This is a genomic window from Streptomyces avermitilis MA-4680 = NBRC 14893, assembly GCF_000009765.2.
In the GTDB taxonomy this organism is placed as follows: domain Bacteria; phylum Actinomycetota; class Actinomycetes; order Streptomycetales; family Streptomycetaceae; genus Streptomyces; species Streptomyces avermitilis.
Map to the genome: position 1 here is coordinate 3799892 of NC_003155.5, position 21546 is coordinate 3821437.

Here is a 21546-nt window from a genome sequence, read left to right on the forward strand (position 1 = left end):
TCCGGCGCGTGTCTCTCCGCTTCTCCGGCGCGCCGCTTTCCGCCCCTTCCCCCTCCTTGCATATATGCACGGCACGTACCCCGGGCCTCTCCACGCCCTATCACCGCACTGTTTCGCTCGGATTTCGCCGCTTTTGATCAAGATCTGCGGTCAGTGCCAGCCACTAAAGTGGACGCATGACCGTTAACCCCGCACACACCGCCCTCTGGCCCGCCCCGCACGCGAGCGGAGCCGTCGACGCGACGGTCCACGTGCCCGGGTCGAAGTCGGTCACCAACCGTGCCCTCGTCCTCGCCGCCCTCGCCTCCGAGCCGGGTTGGCTGCGCCGCCCGCTGCGCTCGCGCGACACCCTGCTGATGGCGGCCGCGCTGCGCGAGATGGGCGTCGGTATCGAGGAAACGGTGTCCTCCAGCTCCTCCGTCGGGGGCGGCTCGGACGGCTCCGGTGAGGCCTGGCGTGTCATCCCCGCCGCGCTGCACGGCCCGGCCACGGTCGACGTCGGCAATGCCGGCACCGTGATGCGTTTCCTGCCCCCGGTGGCCGCGCTCGCCGACGGCCCCATCCGCTTCGACGGCGACCCGCGTTCGTACGAGCGCCCGCTGAACGGTGTGATCGACGCCCTGCGCGCCCTCGGCGCCCGCATCGACGACGACGGCCGCGGCGCGCTGCCGCTGACCGTGCACGGCGGCGGCGCCCTGGACGGCGGGCCGGTCGCCATCGACGCGTCCTCCTCGTCGCAGTTCGTGTCGGCGCTCCTCCTGTCCGGCCCGCGCTTCAACCAGGGCGTCGAGGTCCGGCACACCGGTTCGACCCTGCCCTCGATGCCGCACATCCGCATGACCGTCGACATGCTGCGCGCGGTCGGCGCCCAGGTGGACACCCCGGAGTCGGGCGGCGAGGCGAACGTGTGGCGGGTGACGCCGGGCGCCCTGCTCGGCCGTGACCTGACCGTCGAGCCGGACCTCTCCAACGCCCAGCCGTTCCTGGCGGCGGCGCTGGTGACCGGCGGCAAGGTCGTCATCCCCGACTGGCCCGAGCGCACCACGCAGCCCGGCGACAAGCTGCGTGAGATCTTCACCGAAATGGGCGGTTCCTGTGAACTGACCGAGCAAGGGCTGGAGTTCACCGGTTCGGGTGCCGTCCACGGCATCGACGTGGACCTGAGCGAGGTCGGCGAGCTGACCCCGGGCATCGCGGCGGTCGCGGCCCTCGCGGACTCCCCGTCCACCCTGCGCGGTGTGGCTCACCTCCGCCTGCACGAGACGGACCGTCTGGCCGCGCTCACCAAGGAGATCAACGAGCTGGGCGGCGACGTCACCGAGACCGCCGACGGCCTGTCGATCCGCCCGCGTCGGCTGCACGGCGGGATCTTCCACACGTACGACGACCACCGTATGGCCACCGCGGGCGCGATCATCGGTCTCGCGGTCGACGGCGTACAGATCGAGAACGTGGCGACAACGGCCAAGACGCTGCCGGACTTCCCCGACCTGTGGACCGGGATGCTCGGGAACTGACGGGCGGACCTGGATCATGCGCCGCTACGGCAAGCACACCGACGAGGACGACATCCGCGCCCGCCCCAACCGCAAGGGCAACCGGCCGCGTTCGAACATCCGCCCAAAGCACGAGGACGCGGCGGAGGGCCTCGTCATCACCGTCGACCGGGGCCGGCTGACCTGCCTGGTCGAGGACCGGGTCGTCCTGGCCATGAAGGCCCGCGAACTGGGCCGCAAGGCGGCAGTGGTCGGCGACCGGGTGGCCCTTGTCGGCGACCTGTCCGGCAAGAAGGACACCCTGGCCCGCATCGTCCGCATCGAGCCGCGCACCTCCGTGCTGCGGCGCACGGCCGACGACGACGATCCCTACGAGCGCGTGGTCGTCGCCAACGCCGACCAGCTCGCCATCGTCACCGCCCTCGCGGACCCGGAGCCGCGCCCGCGGCTGATCGACCGCTGTCTGGTGGCCGCTTACGACGGCGGCCTCACCCCGCTCCTCGTCCTCACCAAGTCGGACCTCGCCTCCCCCGACGAACTCCTGGAGATGTACGGGGCGTTGGGTGTCCCGTATGTCGTGACCAGCCGCGAGGAGCTGGAGAGCGGCGAGGCGGTGGAACGCGTGCGCAAGCAGCTGGACGGCAAGATCACGGCCTTCGTCGGGCACTCCGGCGTGGGCAAGACGACCCTGGTCAACGCGCTCGTGTCGGTGGAGCGGCGGCGCAGCACCGGCCATGTCAACGCGGTCACCGGACGTGGCCGGCACACCACGACGTCGGCGCGCGCGGTCCCCCTGCCGGACAGTGCGGGCTGGGTCGTCGACACCCCGGGCGTGCGCTCCTTCGGCCTGCACCATGTGGACCCGTCCCGTGTCATCAAGGCCTTCCCCGACCTCGAACCCGGCACCGAGGGCTGTCCGCGCGCGTGCAGCCACGACGAGCCGGACTGCGCGCTGGACCAGTGGGTGACGGACGGTCACGCGGATCCGCAGCGGCTCTACTCCCTGCGCAGGCTGTTGGCAACGCGTGAGCGGACGGAAGGCGACTGATCCTCGTGTGACCTCCGCGTTGTTTGCACCCGCGGCACGCCGGTAAATGCATAATCGCACCAAGCCGGATCCAAGCCAGAAAAAGCGGTCACGGAACGTGGGGACACGGGAGGACATCACATGGCGTGGCTGCTGGTCGTTGTGGCCGGACTACTGGAGACCGGCTTCGCCGTCTGTCTGAAGCTCTCGCACGGCTTCACCCGACTGTGGCCCACGGTCGCCTTCTGCGTCTTCGCGCTCGGCAGCTTCGGCCTGCTGACCCTGTCCCTGCGGAAGCTCGACGTGGGACCCGCCTACGCCGTCTGGACCGGTATCGGCGCGGCGGGCACCGCGATCTACGGCATGGTGTTCCTCGGTGACGTGGTCTCCGTCCTGAAGCTCGTGTCGATCAGCTTTGTGATCATCGGCGTGATCGGGCTCCAGCTCTCGGGCTCGGCCCACTGAGGCCGCTCTCGCGGCGCGCCTCTCAGATCACCTCGCGCACCCGCGGAAAGTGACAGGCCGCCCCGTCCCCGTCGAGGACCGGCACGTCATGGGCGCACCGCTTGCGCTCCTCCTCGGCGAGTGAGGCGTACAGCGGGCAGCGTGCCCGGAACCGGCAGCCGTCGTACCGCTGTGTCGGGCTGGGCGGGTCCCCGGCGAGCAGGATCCGCGTGCGCCGCCGTTCCCGTTCGCGCTCCGGGTCGGGCAGCGGGACGGCGGACAGCAGGGCCTGGGTGTACGGGTGGCGGGGCCGTTCGAAGACCTCCTCGACCGGGCCCGACTCGACGGTCCGGCCGAGGTAGACCACGCTCACCCGGTCCGCGATGTGCCGGACGACGGACAGATCGTGCGAGACGAACAGATAGGCGAGCCCCAGCTCCGCCTTCAGCCGGTCCAGCAGGTCGAGAACCCCGGCCTGGACGGAGACGTCGAGCGCCGACACGGGTTCGTCGAGCACGAGGAGCTCCGGCTCGACCGACAGCGCCCGCGCGATGCCGATGCGCTGCCGCTGGCCGCCGGAGAACTCGTGCGGGAAGCGTTCCGCGTGCGCCGGGTCGAGCCCGACCCGGGTGAGCAGTTCGGGGACGCGCCGGGCGGCGGTGGCCCGGTCAAAGCCCTGGGTGCGCAACGGCTCGGCGATGATGTCGCCGACCGGCATGCGCGGGTCGAGGGAGGCCATCGGGTCCTGGAAGACGATCTGCACCCGGCGGCGCAGCGCCTTCGACTCGGCTTTGCGCAGGCTCCCGAGCCGCTGCCCGAACAGTTCGACCGACCCGCCCTCGGGAGCGGCGAGTTCGAGCAGCTCGAAAAGGGTCGTCGACTTCCCGGACCCGGACTCCCCCACCAGCGCCAGGGTCTCCCCGCGCCGGATGTCGAGGTCCACGCCGTCGACGGCGTACACACTCCCCACCCGCCGCTTGAACGCGCTCCCTTTGAGAAGGGGAAAGGTCTTGGTGAGTCCGCGCACCCTCAACACTGGTTCGCTGTCCGGGAGTTCGGCGCGCGGGCGCGCGTCGTCGAGACGCGGTACGGCCCCGAGCAGCTTCCGCGTGTACGGCTCCCGCGGCCGTCCGAACACCTCGACGGCCGTTCCCGACTCGACCACCTCCCCCTCGTACATGACCGCCACCCGGTCCGCCATCCCGGCGATCACCCCCAGGTCGTGGCTGACCAGCAGGACAGCGGCGCCGGTCTCCCGCTGGGCCGTGCGCAGCACGTCGAGCACCTGGGCCTGGATGGTGACGTCCAGGGCGGTGGTCGGCTCGTCCGCGAGGATCACGTCCGGCTCGTTCGCCATCGCCATGGCGATCATGGCGCGCTGGCGCATGCCGCCGGAGAACTCGTGCGGGAAGGCCCGCACCCGGGAAGCGGGGATGCCGACGAGGTCGAGCAGTTCGGCGGCGCGTTCGCGGGCCCGCTCCCGGGACACGCCCTGATGGGCCCGTACGGCCTCCGCGATCTGGTCGCCGACGCGGTGGACCGGTGTGAACGCGGAGAGCGGGTCCTGGAAGACCATGGCGACGCGGCTCCCCCGGATCCGGGTCAGCTCCCTTTCGCCCGCGCCGACCAGTTCCTGCCCGTCGAGCCGTACGGACCCTTGGACGGTCGCGTTGTCGGGCAGCAGCCCGAGGACGGCGAGCGCGGTGGCCGACTTCCCGGACCCCGACTCACCGACCAGGCCGAGGACTTCGCCCCGCGAGAGCGAGAGGCTCACGTCGCGGACGGCGGGCCGCCCGTCGAAGTCCACGTTCAGACGGGCCACTTCGAGCACGGGAGTCACCGCGATGCCCCTTTCCTGCTGCGGGAGGTCGGGTCCAGCGCGTCCCGCAGCCCGTCCCCCACCAGGTTCACCGCCAGCACGAAGACCACCAGCAGCCCGGCCGCGTAGAAGAACATCCAGGGGTACGTCACCGCCGCCCCGGTCCCCGAGGCGATCAGCGTGCCGAGCGACACGTCCGGCGTCTGCACCCCGAACCCGAAGTACGACAGGGCGGTCTCGCTCATCACGGCCCCGCCGACCGCGATGGTCGCGTCGATGATCAGGAAGGAGGCGACGTTCGGCAGCACGTGCCGCCAGATGATCCGGAACGGCCCGACGCCCATGAACCGTGCCGCGCGGACGAATTCGCGCTCCTTCAGGGACAGTGTCATCGACCGGACCACCCGCGCGGTGATCATCCACCCGAAGACGGCGAGCAGTCCCGCGAGGACGACCCAGCCGCCGCTGGGCATCCGCGGTGAGACGGCCGCGATGATGAGGAACGACGGGAAGACCAGCAGCAAGTCGACGAAGAACATCAGCGCCCGGTCGGTCCAGCCCCCGAAGTACCCGGCACAGGCGCCGACGAATGCGGCGAGCCCGGTCGAGAAGACCGCCACCAACAGCCCGATCAGCAACGACTTCTGCAGTCCCCGCACGGTCTGCGCGAACACGTCCTGCCCGATCCGGTTGGTCCCCCACCAGTGGTCGGCGCTCGGCCCCGACCGCAACGCGGTGTAGTCGATATGGCTGTACGACCACGGGGTGACGTACGGCCCGACGAAGGCCAGCAGGAACAGCAGTACGAGGACGACGGATCCGGCGAGCGCGCCCCGATTGCGTACGAAGCGGCGCAGGACGACGGTCCCGCGCCCGACCGGACGTACGGCCGCCTCGACCGTCTCGACCACAGGGGTGATCGTCATGACGCCTGCCGGATGCGCGGGTCGAGCGCGGCGTGCAGCACGTCCGCGAGGAAGCCGGACAGCAGCACGGTGACCGCCGCGAAGAGATTGACGGCGACGACCGAGTTGACGTCGTTCTTGCCGATCGAGGAGATGAACCACTCTCCCATGCCGTGCCAGCCGAAGATCGTCTCCGTGAAGATGGCACCGGTGAAGAGCGCGAGGAAGCCGTACGAGAAGTACGTCGACATGGGGATCAGCGCCGTCCGCAGCCCGTGCTTGAGCAGCACCGCCCGGCGGCCGAGACCCTTGGCCCGCGCGGTGCGCAGATAGTCGGAGCCCAGCACGTCGAGCATGGTGCTGCGCTGGTAGCGGCTGTAGCCGGCGATCGCGAAGAGGGCGACGGACAGGGTGGGCAGCAGCAGGTGTACGGCGCGGTCCTGGAGTACGGCCCCGAACCCGCCCGTCAGCCCGGGGCTCTTCTCGCCCGTGAACTGGATCAGATCCGTCCCTGTCGTCCGGTTGAACCAGATCGCTCCGGTCTTGAGAAGGATCGCCAGCAGGAACACGGGGGTGGAGAGCAGTGCGAAGGACGCGAACGTGACCGTCCGGTCGCTGAAGCGGTACTGCCGCACCGCCGTCCAGGCTCCGATCAGCACGCCCGCGACCGTGCCGAGCACGGTTCCGGCGAGCAGCAGCCGCAGGCTGACCCCGATGCGCCGCCCGAACTCCGCGTTGACGCTCGTACCGTCGATCGTCCTGCCGAGGTCTCCGCGGACCGCATGCCCCGCCCAGCGCAGGAAGCGGGCGAGCAGCGACGCGTGGTCGTTGACGCCGATCTCGGTGAGGTGGTGATTCACCGCGCTCGCGGAGACGGGCGGCTGCCGGCCCTCGTAGTACGCGCGCGGGTCGAGCGCGAACGAGGCCAGCAGATAGGAGAGGCAGACGGCGGCCAGGAGCAGGACGGCGTAATAGCCGAGCCGCTTGGCCAGATAGGCAGGCACGTCACGCATCCTTCCGTCCCGCTGTTGCACCAGCATGAAGAGAACATGACAGCAGTCCAGAACCGCTCCCACGACTGCCGTAGCCGTTCTACGTTCGGCGCATTCACGGATGACCACCGGCTCCCGCCGGCCACCGAAGGACACCCCACAAAGGACACCGACATGCGCAGAACCCCCGCCGCAGCCCTGGTCGCCGCCACCGCGGCCACCGCGTTGCTGGTGACCGGCTGCGGTTCGTCCGACGACGACAAGCCGCAGGCGCAGAAGAGCGCCGCCCCGGCCGGCAGCCAGCAGATCAACGCCCACCCGCTCAGCGACATCCAGCAGGGCGGCACCCTCAAGTTCGCGATCTCCCAGTACATCGCGGACTTCAACCGCTACACCGCCAACGGCAACCAGGGTGACGCCGCGACGATCAACGAGCTGGTCGAGCCCAGCCTCTTCACCGCCGACGCGCGCGGCGCGGTCCGGCCGAACGAGAACTTCCTGCTCTCCGCCTCGGTGACCTCCACCAGCCCCCAGGTCGTCACCTACAAGCTCAATCCCAAGGCCAAGTGGTCCGACGGCGCGCCCCTGAGCTGGCGCGACTTCCGTGCCCTGTGGAAGGCCACGAACGGCACGAACAAGGAGTACGAGGCCGCCAACACCTCCGGCTACGACCAGATCAGCGCGGTCGGGCAGGGCACCGACGCCCACCAGGTCAAGGTCACCTTCTCCTCGCCGTACGCCGACTGGAAGCGGCTCTTCGACCCACTGCTGCCCGCCGCGGGGATCGACACCCCGGCCAAGTTCAACAAGGGCTGGACCGAGAAGATCCCGGTCACCGGCGCCGCCTTCAAGATCTCCGCGTACGACAGGACCGCCCAGACCATCACGGCGGTCCCCGACCCCCAGTGGTGGGGTACGAAGCCCAAGCTGGACTCGATCGTCTTCCGCGCCCTGGACTTCAGCGCCTGGACGGACGCGTACCTCAACAAGGAGATCGACTACGCCTCCGCGATCCTCCCCGAGGACTACAAGCGCCTTGCCAAGGCCGCCGGCACGGACATCCGCACCGGCGCCCGCTGGGACGAGGTGCACATCACCCTGAACGGCGCGCGCGGCCCGCTGAAGGACGTCCGGGTCCGCCAAGCCGTCCAGCACGCCATCGACCGCAAGGCCATCGCCACCGCCTTCGGCAAGGACCTCCCGGTCGAGCTGAAGACGTACGGCAGCCACTTCTTCATGCCCAACCAGGCCGGCTACCAGGACAACTCCGGTACGTACGGCACGTACGACGTCGAGGCGGCGGGCGAACTCCTCGACGCGGCCGGCTGGAAGACCAAGGGCGACACGCGCGTGAAGGACGGCAAGCAGCTCGCCCTCACCTACGCACTCAGCGCGGGCAGCACCTCCGCGCAGGAGGACCAGGCCGAGCTGGTGCAGGCGCAGCTCGCGGCCGTCGGGATCAAAGTGTCGATCAAGAAGGTGCCGACGAACGACTACTTCTCCAAGTACGTCACCATCGGCAACTTCGACCTGGTCAGCTTCCGCTGGGTCGACCAGATCTTCCGCTCCGAGGCGTACCCGATCTACCGCCAGACCGCCGGCAAGAACCTGTACGAGAACTACGGCTCGGTCGGCTCCCCGGAGATCGACACCCTGCTGAAGAAGGCGGGTGAGACCACCGACGCCACCGAGCAGGCCAAGATCTACAACGAGGCCGACACGAAGATCTGGGCCCTCGGCCACTCCATCCCGCTCTACCAGCGCCCCCAGGTCCTCGCCGTCCGCTCGAACCTCGCCAACTACGGCGCGGGCGGCCTCGCCGACGACGACTTCACCAAGGTCGGCTGGCTCAAGAAGAAGTGACCGTCCGGACACCCAGCCGGTGGGACGGGGTCAGCGCGGCCTTCACCAGGTCCGGGACCCCGCCCTCGCCGGGCGGCGCCGCCACGCACGACAGCGCGAGCCGGACGACGAGTTCGCAGGAGCGCGCCAGCTCGAAGGCGTCCGACCTGGTGGTGCCGGGTCCGGCGAGCGCGGCGACGGCACGGTCACGGACCAGCGCCACGAAGTCGGCGGGCGAGGGCAGCGCACCGTCGGCCCGGCGCTGCGCGGGCACCGCGGACGCCGAGGGCACCGCCGTGAGCGTCGGCGAGGGCAGCCGCTCGCTCCAGCAGCCGGTGAGCATGGCCCGTACGAGGGCGTTGCCACGGGCGGCGGACGTGGTCCACTCGGCGGTCGCGGCGAGGCGCTCGCGCGGGTCGGCGTGCGTGGCCAGCGCCCGCTCGACACCGGCGAGATAGGCGTCGGCCTCCCTGCGCACCAGCGCCCGCGCCAGGCCCTCCTTGCTGCCGAACTCGTTGTACAGCGTCTGCCGTGACACCCCGGCCACGGCGGCCACGTCCACCATGCGCACGGCGGACCACGGACGGCGCGCGAGCGCCGTGTACGCGGCGTCCAGCAGGGATTCCCGCGCTGCAGGCATCATCGCCTCCCTCGGGCGAGCGGCTCTGACGCTCAGATTTGACGCGCACGACGGCACTGTCAAGGGTTCGCGGCGGTACCGAAGGGCGTGCGCCGGCGAGTGGGCGCCGAAGGGTGCGCCGGCGAAGATCGGCGAAGATCCCGGAGGCCGTGTGGCCCTCCCCGGGAAGGGGCAGATACGGTTCACACATGCCCGACTATCGCGATGACCTGCGCCTCGCCCATGTCCTGGCGGATGCCGCCGACGCCGCGACGATGGAACGGTTCAAGGCGCTCGATCTCAAGGTAGAGACCAAGCCGGACATGACTCCGGTGAGCGAGGCCGACAAGGCCGCCGAGGAGCTGATCCGCGGCCACCTCCAGCGGGCGCGGCCGCGCGACGCGATCCTCGGCGAGGAGTACGGCATCGAGGGCACGGGCCCGCGCCGCTGGGTCGTCGACCCGATCGACGGCACCAAGAACTACGTACGCGGCGTCCCCGTCTGGGCGACCCTGATCTCCCTGACGGAGGCGGGCGAGGGCGGCTACCAGCCGGTCGTCGGCGTGGTCTCCGCGCCCGCGCTCGGCCGGCGCTGGTGGGCCGCGAAGGGCCACGGCGCCTTCTCCGGCCGCAGTCTGTCCTCGGCGTCCCGGCTGCACGTCTCGCGCGTCTCGAAGCTGTCCGACGCCTCGTTCGCGTACTCGTCGCTGAGCGGCTGGGAGGACCAGGGCCGCCTGGACGGCTTCCTGGATCTCACGCGCGCGGTGTGGCGCACCCGGGGATACGGCGATTTCTGGCCGTACATGATGGTCGCCGAGGGCTCGATCGACATCTGCGCGGAGCCCGAGCTGTCGCTGTGGGACATGGCGGCGAACGCGATCGTCGTGACGGAGGCGGGCGGCTCCTTCACGGGCCTCGACGGCCGTCCGGGCCCGCACAGCGGCAACGCGGCCGCGTCGAACGGGGTGCTCCACGACGAGCTGCTGGGGTATCTCAACCAGCGCTACTGAGGAGCCGCCGAAGCCCCCAGTGCGCTCATGTGAGCCATGGGTGCCTCGAAAGTCGCCTCGCGCCCTCTTGTTGACTCTCCCTTTAACTGCGACTCTGAGAGTCCCCCCACTTGTGAACTTGTGAATCGCTTCTCATGTCGGTTCACCAAGGAGGTGGCTCCAGCCCATGCTCGTCCGCGACGCCATGAGCACGGTGGTCCTGACCATCGGCCCGGCACACACCCTCCGCCAGGCGGCCCGCCTGATGTCCGCACGCCGCGTCGGTGCGGCCGTCGTCCTCGACGAGGACTCCTGCGGAGTCGGCATCCTGACCGAGCGCGACATCCTCAACTCACTGGCCCTCGGCCAGAACCCGGATGCCGAGACCGCAGGCAGCCACACCACCACCGACGTCGTCTTCGCCGCCCCGGCCTGGACCCTGGAGGACGCCGCGACGGCCATGTCGCACGGCGGTTTCCGGCATCTGATCGTGCTCGACGGAAGCGGTCCCGTCGGGATCGTCTCGGTCCGCGACATCATCCGCTGCTGGGCCCCGGCCCGGCAGCACATACCGGCCTGAGCGTCCCCTCGGGGCACGCGAGCGGGCCGGACCCCCTGACACAGGGGATCCGGCCCGCTCTCCACGACAAGCGTCCAGTGCTGGCTGTCAGCCGCGCAGGGCCTGGACCGCGGCCTCCAGCCGCTTGCCGAAGTCGCCGTCCGCCTGGCGGAAGTTGTTGATCGCGCGCTCGGCGATGTCGTCGCGCGAGACCTTGGAGATGAAGCCCGCGAGGTTGTCGACCAGGCGGGTCTTCTCGTCCTCCGACATCAGGCGGTAGAGGTTGCCCGCCTGCACGAAGTCGTTGTCCTCGGTGTGGACCGGGGCCTCTGTGTCGCCCGTGACGCCGGTGACCGAGATCGGCTGCCACAGCGGGCGGTCCGTCTGGAACGGGCCGCCGAAGCTGTTCGGCTCGTAGTTCTTCGTGCCCTTGTGGCGGCCGTCGTACAGGAAGCCGTCGCGGGAGTTGGTGCGCGCCTCGGTGGCGTGCGGACGGTTCACCGGCAGGTGGTCGGCGTTGATGCCGACGCGGTAGCGGTGGGCGTCGCCGTACGCGAAGAGGCGGCCCTGGAGCATCTTGTCCGGGGAGGGACCGATGCCGGGAACGAAGTGGGCCGGGCTGAAGATGGACTGCTCGACCTCGGCGAAGATGTTCTCCGGGTTGCGGTTGAGCTCCAGCTTGCCGATCTCGATCGGCGGGTAGTCCTCGTGCGGCCACACCTTGGTGAGGTCGAACGGGTTGAAGCGGTACCCGGCCGCCTCGGCCGCCGGCATGATCTGCACCTGCACGGTCCAGGTCGGGAAGTCACCGCGCTCGATGGACTCACGCAGGTCGCGCTGGTGCGAGTCCGGGTCGAGACCGGAGACGTTCACGGCCTCCTCGGTCGTGAGGTTCTTGATGCCCTGGTCGGTCTTGAAGTGGTACTTGACCCAGAAGACCTCGCCGGCCTCGTTGTTCCACTGGTAGGTGTGCGAGCCGTAGCCGTTCATGTGGCGGTAGGACGCGGGGATGCCGCGGTCGCCGAACAGCCAGGTCACCTGGTGGGTGGACTCGGGCGACAGACCCCAGAAGTCCCAGACGTTGTCCGCCTCCTGCGAGCCCGTGTACGGGTCGCGCTTCTGGGTGTGGATGAAGTCGGGGAACTTGATGGCGTCCTTGATGAAGAACACCGGGGTGTTGTTGCCGACGAGGTCGTAGTTGCCCTCTTCGGTGTAGAACTTCAGCGCCCAGCCGCGCGGGTCACGGACGGCGTCCGCGGAACCCAGGTTCCCGGCCACGGTGGAGAAGCGCAGGAAGGTCTCGGTCTGCTTGCCGACCTCGGAGAGGAATGCGGCGCGCGTCCACTGCGAGACGTCACGGGTCAGCGTGAACGTGCCGTACGCGGCCGCGCCGCGGGCGTGCACGACGCGCTCCGGGATGCGCTCACGGTTGAAGTGGGCAAGCTTCTCCAGCAGGAGCTGGTCCTGCACGAGCACCGGGCCGCCGACGCCCGCGGTCTCGCTGTTCTGATTGTCGGCTACCGGTGCACCGGCCTCCGTCGTGAGCGGTCCCTGCGTCACGTGCGCCTCCTGCGTCATTCCTGCAAGTCCTGTCCCTTGGCCAATGCCGGTCACGATCCTACAATGGACAATGTCTAAGTCAAGTAAAGCTCCAAAGTCACACCCGTTCGGGAACTGGTCCCCCTACTGTTAGGCTTGTCTGTATGAGTGACCTACTGGAACGACTGCGCGGCCGCGGATGGCGGATGACCGCGCAGCGCCGCGTCGTGGCCGAGGTCCTCGACGGCGACCACGTCCACCTGACGGCCGACGAGGTGCACGCCCGCGCCGTCGTGAAGCTGCCCGAGATCTCCCGGGCGACCGTCTACAACACCCTGGGTGAGCTGGTCTCCCTCGGCGAGGTGCTGGAGGTCGCCACGGACAAGCGCGCCAAGCGCTACGACCCGAACGCCCACCGTCCGCACCACCACCTGGTCTGCGCCCGGTGCGGCGCGATCCGCGACGTCCACCCGAGCGGCAACCCGCTCGCCGACCTCCCCGACTCGGAGCGCTTCGGCTTCACGGTCTCGGACGTCGAGGTGACGTACCGGGGCGTGTGCCCCAACTGCGCGGCCGCCTGATCGTTTCCGCGAAGCCCCGGCATCCCAGGGATGCCGGGGCTTCGCGCTGTGCACCGCCTCGCCCCGCTGCCGCATACGGGCTTCCCGAATCTGACGACCCGTCATATGGTCGACGGCACCCACCAGTCCCTTCCACACTCCGCGAGGAGACCCCGTGGGAGAGACCGGTCCACAGCTCAACGCCACCGACCTGACATGGATTGGGAGATCCGCAAGGGCACGACCGGCGGTTGCAGTGGGCGTACGCGGCGGCGGGCGTGGCGAACGGGGATCCGGTCCCGGAGTCGAAGGCGGTGGACCGGGCGCTGTACGCGGAGGCGGTGGGGGCCACGAGCCGTAGAAACACCGAGGGCCGGAATCCCTTAAGGATTCCGGCCCTCGGCCTTCAGTAGCGGGGACAGGATTTGAACCTGCGACCTCTGGGTTATGAGCCCAGCGAGCTACCGAGCTGCTCCACCCCGCGTCGTTGAACTGAACGTTACGTCAGTGGGGCCGACCAGCGCAAATCACTTGAGAACGGCTGAGCGCAAGCAGCCCGTCCGGCGTTTGAGGACGAGGCCGTCCAGGCCGAAAGCGGGGGTCTGGGGGCGGCAGCCCCCAGGGACGGGACGGGTAGGGGCGTCGGGGGCGAACCACCCCCGACGCCGGCGCCCGGCGCAGGACAGGCGACGACTCAGGCCGACAGCTCCTGCCGCAAGGCATCCCGTAGCCGGGCGGCACGCTCGGAGACCTCGGCGGGTCCCAGAGACACCGCTCGGTCCGCCCACCGCTGCCCCTCGACAAGCTCCCCGCGACGCGCGTAGACCAGGGCCAGCCGCAACGCCGCCCGTCCATGCCCGGCATCGGCCGCCCGGGTCCACCACAGCGCGGCCTCCGGCTCACTTCCCTCGCGGGCCAGCAGCAGCCCCAGATTGAACGCCCCGTTCCGGGAGCCCGCTTCCGCCGCCTCCCGGTACCACCGGGCCGCCTCCACCACGTCCCCTCGGGCCGCCGCCAGCATCCCGACCCGCACCTGCGCCCGCCGGTGCCCCTGGGACGCCGCGCGCTCGTACCACTCCTCGCACTCGGTCTTCTCGTGCGCGGGCTCGCCCAGCTCGTGCGCGGGCGCGGGCGGCCGGCGCGCGTCCAGCACGGACGCCAGCCGGTACGCGGCCTCGGCACTGCCCCCGCCCGCCGCGCACCGAAGGTGCCGCTCCGCCGCCTGCTCGTCCCCGTCGCGCAGCAACGCGATGCCGACCTGGAGCGCCGCCTCGGTGTGCCCGGCGGCAGCCGCCCGCTCGTACCAGCGCAGTGCCGCCGCATCGTCTTCCTCGGTGCCGCGCCCGGCGTGCAGGATGCCGAGGTTGAACGCGGCGTCCACGCTCCCCGCCTCCGCGGCCTTGGAGAACCAGGGCTCGGCCCCGGCCGCGTCGCCGACCTGGAGCAGCAGGATGGCGAGCGCGTTGGCCGCCTCCCGGTGTCCGGCGTACGCCGCACGCCGGTACCACTGGTCGGCCTGCGCGGTCCGTCCCTGCTCGGCGCAGAGCAGGCCCAGGTTGTACGCGCCGTTCACATCGCCCGCGTCCATCGCGGCCCGGTACCACCGCTCGGCGGTCTGGGTCTCGCCGCGCTCGGCGTGCAGGGCGCCGAGCGCGTTCGCCGCGTTCCCGTCGCCGTCCTGGGCGGCCCGCAGCCACCACACGGCGGCGCTCTCGCTGTCGCCCGCGTCCCGCAGCAGGAAGCCGAGGGCGCATGCGGCGCGCGCCTCGCCGTCCTTGGCGGACGTCAGATACCACCGCCCGGCCTCCTTGAGCTCGCCCCGCTTCTCCAGGATCGCCCCGAGATGCAGCGCCGCGCGCCGGTGCCCGCGCGCGGCGGCCTGCCGGTACCACTGCGCGGCCTCTTCACCGCCTGCTCCTATGACACCGTTGTCAGCGCCCGGCTCACCCGCGTCCGCGACCTTGCGATCAAGCGCGCGCGCCAGCCGGTAGGCGGCCTCGCGGTGCCCGCGCTCGGCCGCGGCCCGCATCCACTGCTCCGCGCGGGCGTCGTTGCGGTGCTCCAGCAGGTCGGCGAGCGCGTACGCGCCGAGGGCGTGGCCCTGCTCGGCGGACTGGCGCAGCCAGTACTCGGCTGCGGGCTCGTCGCCGCGCTCGCGGTGGTGGCGCCCGAGCGCGTGCGCGGCCGCGGCGGAACCGGCGACGGCGGCGATCCGCCACCAGCCGGCCGCCTCCTCGGCGTATCCACGCTGATGCAGGAGGACACCCAGGTTGTTGGCGGCGGCACGGTCACCGGCGGCGGTCGCGGCGCGCAGCTGGGGCTCCGCGCCGTCGAGATCGCCGCGTCGCAGCAGCATGGCTCCGAGGACGCTCTTCGCCTCCACGTCGCCCGCTTCGGCGGCGAGCCGACGGCGCGCCTCCTCTGCAGCCTCGCCGGTTTCGTCCCGGTCGGAAGGCTGCGCAATGTCGGCAGGCTGCACAAAGTCGGCAGGCTGCGCAAAACGCCCTGTTTCCAACAGAGTTGCCTTGTCCCCCATAACGTCCATCGTCGCACCACCTGCAACCTGGGTACACCTGGTATACCGCAGCCAGTGAGGTCACTTCAGCGTTTTGTCGACATGCCCACAGAGAGACAAGTCAAACACAGATTTCCCAACTCCCCCCGCAGGCGGCACCACTTCGCACGAGTAGCCAGGTCATCGCGGCCACCCTGGCGCGTCGCGGCACACGACGAAGGCCCGGATCCTTGATCAGGATCCGGGCCTTCGTCTTCAGTAGCGGGGACAGGATTTGAACCTGCGACCTCTGGGTTATGAGCCCAGCGAGCTACCGAGCTGCTCCACCCCGCGCCGTTGTGTTGCAACCGTACCACGGCGCGGGAGGGTGCCCTGACTCAGTCGCTGCCGGGGCTCTTGTCGCTGCTCGGGCTCTTGTCGCTGCTCGGACTGCTACTGGGACTGCTACTGGCACTGCCGCTCGGGCTGCTGGTCGGCCCACTGCCCTTGCCGCTGTCACCGCTCTTGCTGCCGCCGCTGGCCTTGTCCGCCTCGGCCTGGGCGTCCTCCGCCCGCTTCAGGGCATCCTCAAGATCCTTCTGCGCCTTGGCGTACGCCTGCCAGTCGGGCTTCTTGAGGGCCTCCTGGCCCGCGTCGAAGGCCTTCTGGGCGTCGTTCAGGGCCTCTTGGACCGTGGGGTTGCTCGACGTCGGCGGCTTCGTGGTGCCCTCGTCCGGTGGCTGCGTGGTCGAATCCGCTCCGAAGACCTTGTTGAGCGCCTCGTCGAGCGTGTCCTCGAAGGCGGTGTTGCCTCCGTAGGTCACCAACACCTTGCGCAACAGCGGGTACTTGAGTCCGCCACCGCGTACGTACACGGGCTCCACGTACAGCAGTCCGCCGTCGAGGGGCACCGTCAGCAGATTGCCGTACTCGACCTCCGAGTCGCCGCCCTTCAGCAGCCTGATGGACTCGGCGATGTCCTGTTCGGAGTTGAACTGGCTCTGGACCTGTTTGGGCCCGTCGACTGTTCTGCTCGTCGGCAGTTTCAGGATTCTGATCTTGCCGTAATCACTCGTGCCCGCTTCGGCGTTGACCGACATGAAGGCACTCAGGTTGTCCCGGCCGTTCGGGGTGAGCGTCGTCGTCAGCGAGAACGTCTGCGCCTGCTGGTCGGGCATCTTCATGCTCAGGTAGTACGGCGGCACCGCGTTGCCCGACTTGTTGGACGGGTCGTCCGGCACCTGCCACACCTCGCTGCCGCTGAGGAACGTCTGCGCGTCCTTCACGTGGTAGCGGGTGAGCAGCTCGCGCTGGACCTTGAACAGGTCCTGCGGGTACCGCAGATGATCTATCAGGGACTTCGGGATGTCGCCCTTCGGCTTCACCGTGCCGGGGAAGGCCTTCTCCCATGTCTTCAGGACCGGGTCCTTGGTGTCCCACTCGAAGAGCGTGACCTTGCCCGTGTACGCGTCGACGGTCGCCTTCACCGAGTTGCGGATGTAGTTGACCTGGTTCTGCTGGGCCACCACCGCGCGCTGGTTGTTGTTGGCGGTCAGCGAGTCGGCCGTCGTGTCACCCAGCGTCGTACGGGAGGCGTACGGGTATCCGTTCGTCGTCGTGTACGCGTCGACGATCCACTGGATCTTGTTGTCGACGACCGCGGGGTAGGCGTCCCCGTCGATGGTCAGCCAGGGCGCCACCGCCTCGACGCGCTCCTTGGGCGTGCGGTTGTACAGGATCCGCGAACCCTCGCCGATCGCCCCGGAGTAGAGGATCTGCGGCTCGCTGAACGCCACCGCGTACGCGGCCCGGTTGATCGGGCTGGAGAGGTTGACCCCGCTCTTGCCCTGGTAGCTGGTGGTCTTCTCACCGCTGTCGTCGGAGTAGTCGATCTCCTTCTGGGGACCGCCGACGATCGAGTACTGGCTGGTCTTCTCGCCGTAGTAGATCCGCTGCTGGTACGCCTTGAGGTCACCCCTGGACGGCAGGTCGGACTCGGTGAACACCGGCCGGCCCTCGGAGTCGGCGGTGGTGCCCTTCGCGGCGACCACACCGAATCCGTGCGTGTAGCGGAAGTGGTCGTTGATCCAGTTGTTCTTCGGAATGCCGTTGAGATTCAGCTCACGCAGACCGATGACCGTGTCCTGGTCCTTGCCGTCCTTGCTGTAGCGGTCGACGTCCAGGTTGGTCGGGAACGCGTAGTAGTTCCGCATCTGCTGGAGCTGCTGGAACGTGGGCGAGACGACGTTCGGGTCGAGCAGACGGACGCTCGCCGTGGCGTCGGCGTCGTCGCGCAGCTTCGTCTTGTCCGTGGTGTCGCTCTTGCCCGGGTACTCGGTGACCTTGGCGCCGTCGATGCCGTACGCCTCACGCGTCGCCTTGAGGTTCTTCTCGACGTACGGGGCTTCCTTGGCCTGCTCGTTCGGCTGGACCTGGAACTTCTGGACGATCGCCGGGTAGAGCCCGCCGATGAGGATCGCCGAGAGCACCATCAGGCCGAATCCGATGACGGGCAGCTGCCAGGTGCGCCGCCACAGGGTGGCGAAGAACAACAGGGCGCAGATCACGGCGATGCAGAACAGGATCGTCTTGGCCGGCAGATAGGCGTTGGCGTCGACGTACCTGAGGCCCGTCCAGTTGCCGGTCGCCTTGAAGTCGCTGGACTTCACCGCGAGCCCGTACCGGTCGAGCCAGTAGGCGACCGCCTTCAGGGCGACGAAGATGCCGAGCAGCACGGACAGGTGCCCGGTGGCCGCGGCCGTGGCGCGCGCGCCCGGAGAGGTGATTCTGAGCCCGCCGTACAGGTAGTGCGTGAGAGCGGCGGCGATCAGGGACAGCACCGCGGCGGCGAAGCCGAAGCCGAGCAGGAAGCGGTACCAGGGCAGGTCGAAGGCGTAGAAGGAGACGTCCAGGTGGAACTGGGGGTCCTTCTGGTGGAAGGGCACCCCGTTGACCCACATCAGCCAGGTCCGCCACTGGCTGGAGGCGGACGCACCCGCGATGAGGCCCACCAGAGAAGTGATCCCGAGCAGCAACCACTTCTTGTACGGCGCGATGCCCATCCGGTAGCGGTCGAGGCTCTGCTGCTCCATCGACATGGCGCTGAGCGGCGGGCGCAGCCGGTGCGCCAGCCAGATGTTCACGCCGACCGCGACCGCCATCAGCAGGCCGAAGACGAAGAAGAGCCCGATCTTGGTCGACAGGGTGGTCGTGAACACGGACGAGTACTTGACCGACCGGTACCAGAGCCAGTCCGTCCAGAACCCCGCAAACATGACGAACGCCATGCCGAGAACGGCAAGAACGCCCAGTGTCATGAGCAGGGTCCGGACCCGCCGGGACGGTCGGCCCACTCTGATCCGTGGCCCCGTCGGGCCTCCGCCGCGGTCCGGCATCTGGAAAGCCAAGGTGCGCACCTCGAAGTTCGCTGTTGATCCGTCAGGCCCCCGGAAACGCGGACCATCCGTCAGGCTCCGTGATCGTGGAGCCTCACCTATGCAACTTACTCACGCTTTACTCGGTTCCCGGTTCGGGGGATTAACGAGGCAGGATTGTGACCATGTCCAACACTCCCATGGCAGCGAGCCCGCTCACCCGGGCCGTACTCGAGATCGACGAGTACGCCTCCACCCTCGGCTGGGACCAGCCCGCTCGCCTCTTCGCCCTCGTAGACACCGCGCGGCTGCGCACTCAGGAACCCTCGCTCGCGGCCCAGCTCGGCCTCGCGGACGCGCCGGAGACCACCGGTCTCACCCCCATCGAGCAGGACGAGATCCCGGCCGGCAAGCCGCTGGACGAGTTCCTCGGCACCATCGCCTGGCCCGACGCGGTGGTCGGCTGCGCGCTCACGGTGGAGCGGCTGATGCTGCCGCCGTCCGCGGAGGCCTCGGTTCCGGAGGGGCTGAGCGAGAAGAAGCTCGCGAAGTGGGTCGCCGAGCACCCGGACCGCCAGGAGGTCCGGATGACGGTGGCGGTGCTGCGGGACGGCGCGCGCGAATCGGCCCTGCGGCTGCGCGAGAAGGACTCGCCGACGGAGGTGCTGACCGGGTCGGACCTGGTGCCGGGTCTGGCGGAGGCCCTGTCGGCGACGTTCGCGGACTGACTTTCCCGTATACGTCGCTGGGGGCGCCCCCGAAGCTCGGGGGCGCCCCCAGCGACGTACGGGCCATGGCGTCGGGCCTGATGGCGCCGCTTACGTACGGGAAATGGCGCCAGGCCTGATGGCGGCGCCTACGTACAGGCGACGGTGGTCAGCCCTTGGTGGTGCACTTCGGCAGGTCGGCCGTCTTGCCGGTGCGGATGTCCTTGAGGGCGTCCAGCGCGTCGTCGATCGTGTTCACCTTGACGAGCGTGAGCCCCTCAGGGGTGTCCTTGGCGGCGGCCGCGCAGTTGTCCTTGGGCGTCAGGAAGTACTGGGCGCCCTTTTCGCGCGCGCCGACCGTCTTCATCTCGATGCCGCCGATCGGGCCGACCTTGCCGTCGTCGTCGATGGTGCCGGTGCCGGCCACGAACTTGCCGCCGGTGAGATCGTCCGGGGTGAGCTTGTCCACGATGCCGAGGGCGAACATCAGACCGGCGCTCGGGCCGCCCACGTCGGCGAGCTTGATGTCGACCGTGAACGGGAACGTGTGATCGGTGCCGGCGGAGATGCCGACTATGGCCCGGGGCGCGCCCGTGTCGTCGGACTTCGCGGTGGTGATCGTCACCTTCTTGGTCCTGGGCACGTACGTCTTCGACTTCTCGGCCGCGGCCTGCTCCTTGGCGGGCAGGATCGTGAAGGCGACGTCGTCCCCGGGCTTGTGCTTGGTGACCAGCTCGGCCACGTCGTCGGGCGCCTTCACCGCCGTACCGTCGACCGCCTTGATCACGTCACCCGCGTGCAGCCGGCCCTCGGCCGGCGAGTCCTTGAGGACGGTGGAGACGATCACCCAGGACTTCACCGGGATGTCCAGCTCCTTGAGGGCGGCCACCTTGGCGCTCTCCTGGGACTGGCTGAACTCCTCGGCGTTCTCCTGCGTCGACTGCTCCTCGGTCTTGCCGTCCGGGTAGAGCGTGTCGTGCGGGACCACCTTGTTGTCGTGCGCAAGCCATCCGTACACGGCCTCTACGAGGTTCATGCGGTAGTCGGCGCTGGTCACCCGGACGGTCGTCATGTTCAGGTGCCCGGTCGTCGCATAGGTCTTGTGCCCGGTGATCTGCAGCACCGGCTCGCCGTCGTGCTCCCCGAGCGTGTTCACCGTCGGGCCCGGTGACATCTCCGCGTAGGGCACTTTGATGAACACTCCCGCGCACAGGAGCGCGATCAACATCAGGGTGGAGGCGAGCATCGTCGCGGTGCGGCGTGGCATGGAACGACAGTACGGGACGGGTCTGTCAACGCACCGTCGGGGCCGTCCGCACAGGGGCGGCCCCGCGGCCTCCGCTGCCCGGTCTCAGGTACCCGAGTGGGACTTCTCCATGGCCTCGCGGAAACGCGCGTACCCGGCGAGTTCCGAACCGTCTCCCGCGGCCTTGCGGTTCCGTCCGGCCCAGCTGCCCCACAGTCCGGCACCGATCGCAGTCAAAAGCGGAATCAGCAACCAGGCGAGCACCGCCATGCCGACCTCCCAACCCCATGAGCGACCGCAACTGACTGATCAGCAGATTAATCATCCGCAGTGTTAACGCTCACGCCGGGGGTGCGGTTACGCAACTGGAGGACGGGTGAGAGGTCGGTGAGCCGGAACGGGTGCCGGTCTCAGCAGGCGCCGACCCATTCCTCCGTGCCGTCGGAGAACTTCTGGTGCTTCCAGATGGGCACCTCGTGCTTGAGGTCGTCGATCAACTTCCGGCAGGCCTCGAAGGCCTCGCCCCGGTGGGGGCACGACACGGCGACGACGACGGCGAGATCACCCACGCGCAGATCACCGATGCGGTGGACGGCGGCCAGGGCCCGCACCGGGTACTCGGCGACGACCTTCTCGGCGACGCGCCGCATCTCGGCCTCGGCGCTGGGGTGACACGAATACCCCAGCTCGTCGACGTCGGCGCCCCCGTCGTGATTCCGCACGGTCCCCACGAACAGTGCGGTCCCACCGGCCGCGTCGTCCCCGACGGCCCGGAAGACCTCGTCGAGGGAGAGCGGCGTCTCACGGATGGCCAGCAGCTTGACGGGCTCCTGGGCGGCCTGCTCGCCGGGGTGGTCGTTCATGGATGCCATGAGCCCATCGTGCCGCACACCACCGACAACGAGGAATGGACGATTCGCCCGGCACGCGCGCG

At 69.5% G+C, this 21546-nt stretch carries 19 protein-coding genes and 2 tRNA genes; 9 read left to right on the forward strand and 12 right to left on the reverse strand.

The window, feature by feature from the left end; all coding sequences use genetic code 11:
* Positions 1-176: 176 nt before the first annotated feature.
* From aroA to SAVERM_RS15805, 3 genes are all read left to right on the forward strand, one after another.
* On the forward strand, positions 177-1517 hold the full coding sequence (gene aroA, locus SAVERM_RS15795) for a 3-phosphoshikimate 1-carboxyvinyltransferase (RefSeq protein ID WP_010984472.1): 1341 nt from the start codon (positions 177-179) through the stop codon (positions 1515-1517).
* Positions 1518-1533: 16 nt separating this feature from the next.
* Entirely contained in the window at positions 1534-2544 is a 1011-nt protein-coding gene (gene rsgA / locus SAVERM_RS15800; RefSeq protein WP_010984473.1) for a ribosome small subunit-dependent GTPase A, read from the forward strand.
* Between the two features lie 120 nt (positions 2545-2664).
* Complete coding sequence (locus SAVERM_RS15805) at positions 2665-2988, forward strand: DMT family transporter (protein WP_010984474.1); 324 nt, start codon at positions 2665-2667, stop codon at positions 2986-2988.
* Between the two features lie 22 nt (positions 2989-3010).
* Here SAVERM_RS15805 and SAVERM_RS15810 read toward each other — a convergent pair whose 3' ends face one another.
* Genes SAVERM_RS15810 through SAVERM_RS15820 form a run of 3 tightly spaced genes read right to left on the reverse strand, consistent with a single transcriptional unit; the run spans position 3011 to position 6695 of the window.
* Complete coding sequence (locus tag SAVERM_RS15810; RefSeq protein WP_037649016.1) at positions 3011-4807, reverse strand: dipeptide ABC transporter ATP-binding protein; 1797 nt, start codon at positions 4805-4807, stop codon at positions 3011-3013.
* Positions 4804-5712, reverse strand: a complete 909-nt coding sequence (locus SAVERM_RS15815) for an ABC transporter permease (protein WP_010984476.1) — start codon at positions 5710-5712, stop codon at positions 4804-4806. The genes SAVERM_RS15810 and SAVERM_RS15815 overlap by 4 nt, the downstream gene beginning before the upstream one ends.
* A complete protein-coding gene (locus tag SAVERM_RS15820) occupies positions 5709-6695 on the reverse strand; it encodes an ABC transporter permease (protein WP_107083285.1) in 987 nt (328 codons plus the stop codon). Before SAVERM_RS15820 ends, SAVERM_RS15815 begins: the two co-directional genes overlap by 4 nt.
* Positions 6696-6857: 162 nt before the next feature.
* Between SAVERM_RS15820 and SAVERM_RS15825 the strand changes: the two genes are divergently transcribed.
* Positions 6858-8546 carry an ABC transporter family substrate-binding protein gene (locus tag SAVERM_RS15825; RefSeq protein WP_010984478.1) on the forward strand — a complete coding sequence of 563 codons (1689 nt, stop codon included), beginning with the start codon at positions 6858-6860 and terminating at the stop codon, positions 8544-8546.
* Here the strand turns inward: SAVERM_RS15825 and SAVERM_RS15830 are convergent.
* Positions 8533-9168 (reverse strand): TetR/AcrR family transcriptional regulator, encoded by a 636-nt coding sequence (locus SAVERM_RS15830; RefSeq protein WP_037649017.1) that lies wholly within the window; start codon positions 9166-9168, stop codon positions 8533-8535. The two genes, SAVERM_RS15825 and SAVERM_RS15830, sit on opposite strands and share 14 nt — an antisense overlap.
* A gap of 185 nt (positions 9169-9353) precedes the next feature.
* On the opposite strand from SAVERM_RS15830, the gene hisN reads away from it, so the two are divergent.
* Both hisN and SAVERM_RS15840 read left to right on the forward strand, forming a co-directional pair.
* The gene (gene hisN / locus SAVERM_RS15835) at positions 9354-10154 is read left to right on the forward strand and encodes a histidinol-phosphatase (RefSeq protein ID WP_010984480.1); all 801 of its coding nucleotides are present in this window, start codon (positions 9354-9356) and stop codon (positions 10152-10154) included.
* A 166-nt stretch (positions 10155-10320) separates the two neighbouring features.
* Positions 10321-10713: a CBS domain-containing protein gene (locus tag SAVERM_RS15840; RefSeq protein WP_010984481.1), complete on the forward strand. Its 393-nt coding sequence runs from the start codon at positions 10321-10323 to the stop codon at positions 10711-10713.
* An 87-nt stretch (positions 10714-10800) separates the two neighbouring features.
* Here SAVERM_RS15840 and SAVERM_RS15845 read toward each other — a convergent pair whose 3' ends face one another.
* Entirely contained in the window at positions 10801-12270 is a 1470-nt protein-coding gene (locus tag SAVERM_RS15845; RefSeq protein ID WP_037649019.1) for a catalase, read from the reverse strand.
* 125 nt (positions 12271-12395) lie between these two features.
* Between SAVERM_RS15845 and SAVERM_RS15850 the strand changes: the two genes are divergently transcribed.
* Both SAVERM_RS15850 and SAVERM_RS43065 read left to right on the forward strand, forming a co-directional pair.
* Positions 12396-12812 carry a Fur family transcriptional regulator gene (locus tag SAVERM_RS15850; RefSeq protein WP_010984483.1) on the forward strand — a complete coding sequence of 139 codons (417 nt, stop codon included), beginning with the start codon at positions 12396-12398 and terminating at the stop codon, positions 12810-12812.
* A gap of 200 nt (positions 12813-13012) precedes the next feature.
* Positions 13013-13204 carry a hypothetical protein gene (locus SAVERM_RS43065; RefSeq protein ID WP_162604338.1) on the forward strand — a complete coding sequence of 64 codons (192 nt, stop codon included), beginning with the start codon at positions 13013-13015 and terminating at the stop codon, positions 13202-13204.
* Here the strand turns inward: SAVERM_RS43065 and SAVERM_RS15855 are convergent.
* The 4 genes from SAVERM_RS15855 to SAVERM_RS15870 all read right to left on the reverse strand — a co-directional run bounded on the left by SAVERM_RS15855 (position 13202) and on the right by SAVERM_RS15870 (position 18680).
* Positions 13202-13275: transfer RNA gene (locus SAVERM_RS15855), tRNA-Met, on the reverse strand. The two genes, SAVERM_RS43065 and SAVERM_RS15855, sit on opposite strands and share 3 nt — an antisense overlap.
* Positions 13276-13485: 210 nt before the next feature.
* Positions 13486-15336 carry a tetratricopeptide repeat protein gene (locus SAVERM_RS15860; protein WP_010984484.1) on the reverse strand — a complete coding sequence of 617 codons (1851 nt, stop codon included), beginning with the start codon at positions 15334-15336 and terminating at the stop codon, positions 13486-13488.
* A 229-nt stretch (positions 15337-15565) separates the two neighbouring features.
* Positions 15566-15639: transfer RNA gene (locus SAVERM_RS15865), tRNA-Met, on the reverse strand.
* Positions 15640-15683: 44 nt separating this feature from the next.
* On the reverse strand, positions 15684-18680 hold the full coding sequence (locus SAVERM_RS15870; protein WP_010984485.1) for a UPF0182 family membrane protein: 2997 nt from the start codon (positions 18678-18680) through the stop codon (positions 15684-15686).
* A 164-nt stretch (positions 18681-18844) separates the two neighbouring features.
* Here SAVERM_RS15870 and SAVERM_RS15875 point away from each other — a divergent pair, with 164 nt between their 5' ends.
* Positions 18845-19387, forward strand: a complete 543-nt coding sequence (locus tag SAVERM_RS15875) for a PPA1309 family protein (protein ID WP_037649020.1) — start codon at positions 18845-18847, stop codon at positions 19385-19387.
* Positions 19388-19535: 148 nt separating this feature from the next.
* Here the strand turns inward: SAVERM_RS15875 and SAVERM_RS15880 are convergent, their stop codons facing one another.
* The 3 genes from SAVERM_RS15880 to SAVERM_RS15885 form a co-directional block, all read right to left on the reverse strand.
* A complete protein-coding gene (locus SAVERM_RS15880) occupies positions 19536-20633 on the reverse strand; it encodes a YlbL family protein (RefSeq protein WP_010984487.1) in 1098 nt (365 codons plus the stop codon).
* An 84-nt stretch (positions 20634-20717) separates the two neighbouring features.
* Complete coding sequence (locus SAVERM_RS43305; RefSeq protein ID WP_010984488.1) at positions 20718-20882, reverse strand: hypothetical protein; 165 nt, start codon at positions 20880-20882, stop codon at positions 20718-20720.
* 140 nt (positions 20883-21022) lie between these two features.
* Positions 21023-21484, reverse strand: coding sequence for a molybdenum cofactor biosynthesis protein MoaE (locus SAVERM_RS15885; protein WP_010984489.1), 462 nt, complete (start codon positions 21482-21484; stop codon positions 21023-21025).
* Positions 21485-21546: the final 62 nt, after the last annotated feature.

Bases quoted from the DNA above. Each gene is read 5' to 3' on its own strand.
- aroA (WP_010984472.1), top strand. From the start codon at position 177: ATGACCGTTAACCCCGCACACACCGCCCTCTGGCCCGCCCCGCACGCG.
- SAVERM_RS15825 (WP_010984478.1), top strand. From the start codon at position 6,858: ATGCGCAGAACCCCCGCCGCAGCCCTGGTCGCCGCCACCGCGGCCACC.
- SAVERM_RS15850 (WP_010984483.1), top strand. From the start codon at position 12,396: ATGAGTGACCTACTGGAACGACTGCGCGGCCGCGGATGGCGGATGACC.
- SAVERM_RS43305 (WP_010984488.1), bottom strand. From the start codon at position 20,882: ATGGCGGTGCTCGCCTGGTTGCTGATTCCGCTTTTGACTGCGATCGGT.
- SAVERM_RS15845 (WP_037649019.1), bottom strand. From the start codon at position 12,270: ATGACGCAGGAGGCGCACGTGACGCAGGGACCGCTCACGACGGAGGCC.
- SAVERM_RS15840 (WP_010984481.1), top strand. From the start codon at position 10,321: ATGCTCGTCCGCGACGCCATGAGCACGGTGGTCCTGACCATCGGCCCG.
- SAVERM_RS15830 (WP_037649017.1), bottom strand. From the start codon at position 9,168: ATGATGCCTGCAGCGCGGGAATCCCTGCTGGACGCCGCGTACACGGCG.
- SAVERM_RS15870 (WP_010984485.1), bottom strand. From the start codon at position 18,680: ATGCCGGACCGCGGCGGAGGCCCGACGGGGCCACGGATCAGAGTGGGC.
- SAVERM_RS15875 (WP_037649020.1), top strand. From the start codon at position 18,845: ATGTCCAACACTCCCATGGCAGCGAGCCCGCTCACCCGGGCCGTACTC.
- SAVERM_RS15805 (WP_010984474.1), top strand. From the start codon at position 2,665: ATGGCGTGGCTGCTGGTCGTTGTGGCCGGACTACTGGAGACCGGCTTC.
- rsgA (WP_010984473.1), top strand. From the start codon at position 1,534: ATGCGCCGCTACGGCAAGCACACCGACGAGGACGACATCCGCGCCCGC.
- SAVERM_RS15880 (WP_010984487.1), bottom strand. From the start codon at position 20,633: ATGCCACGCCGCACCGCGACGATGCTCGCCTCCACCCTGATGTTGATC.
- SAVERM_RS15885 (WP_010984489.1), bottom strand. From the start codon at position 21,484: ATGGCATCCATGAACGACCACCCCGGCGAGCAGGCCGCCCAGGAGCCC.
- hisN (WP_010984480.1), top strand. From the start codon at position 9,354: ATGCCCGACTATCGCGATGACCTGCGCCTCGCCCATGTCCTGGCGGAT.
- SAVERM_RS15815 (WP_010984476.1), bottom strand. From the start codon at position 5,712: ATGACGATCACCCCTGTGGTCGAGACGGTCGAGGCGGCCGTACGTCCG.
- SAVERM_RS15860 (WP_010984484.1), bottom strand. From the start codon at position 15,336: ATGGACGTTATGGGGGACAAGGCAACTCTGTTGGAAACAGGGCGTTTT.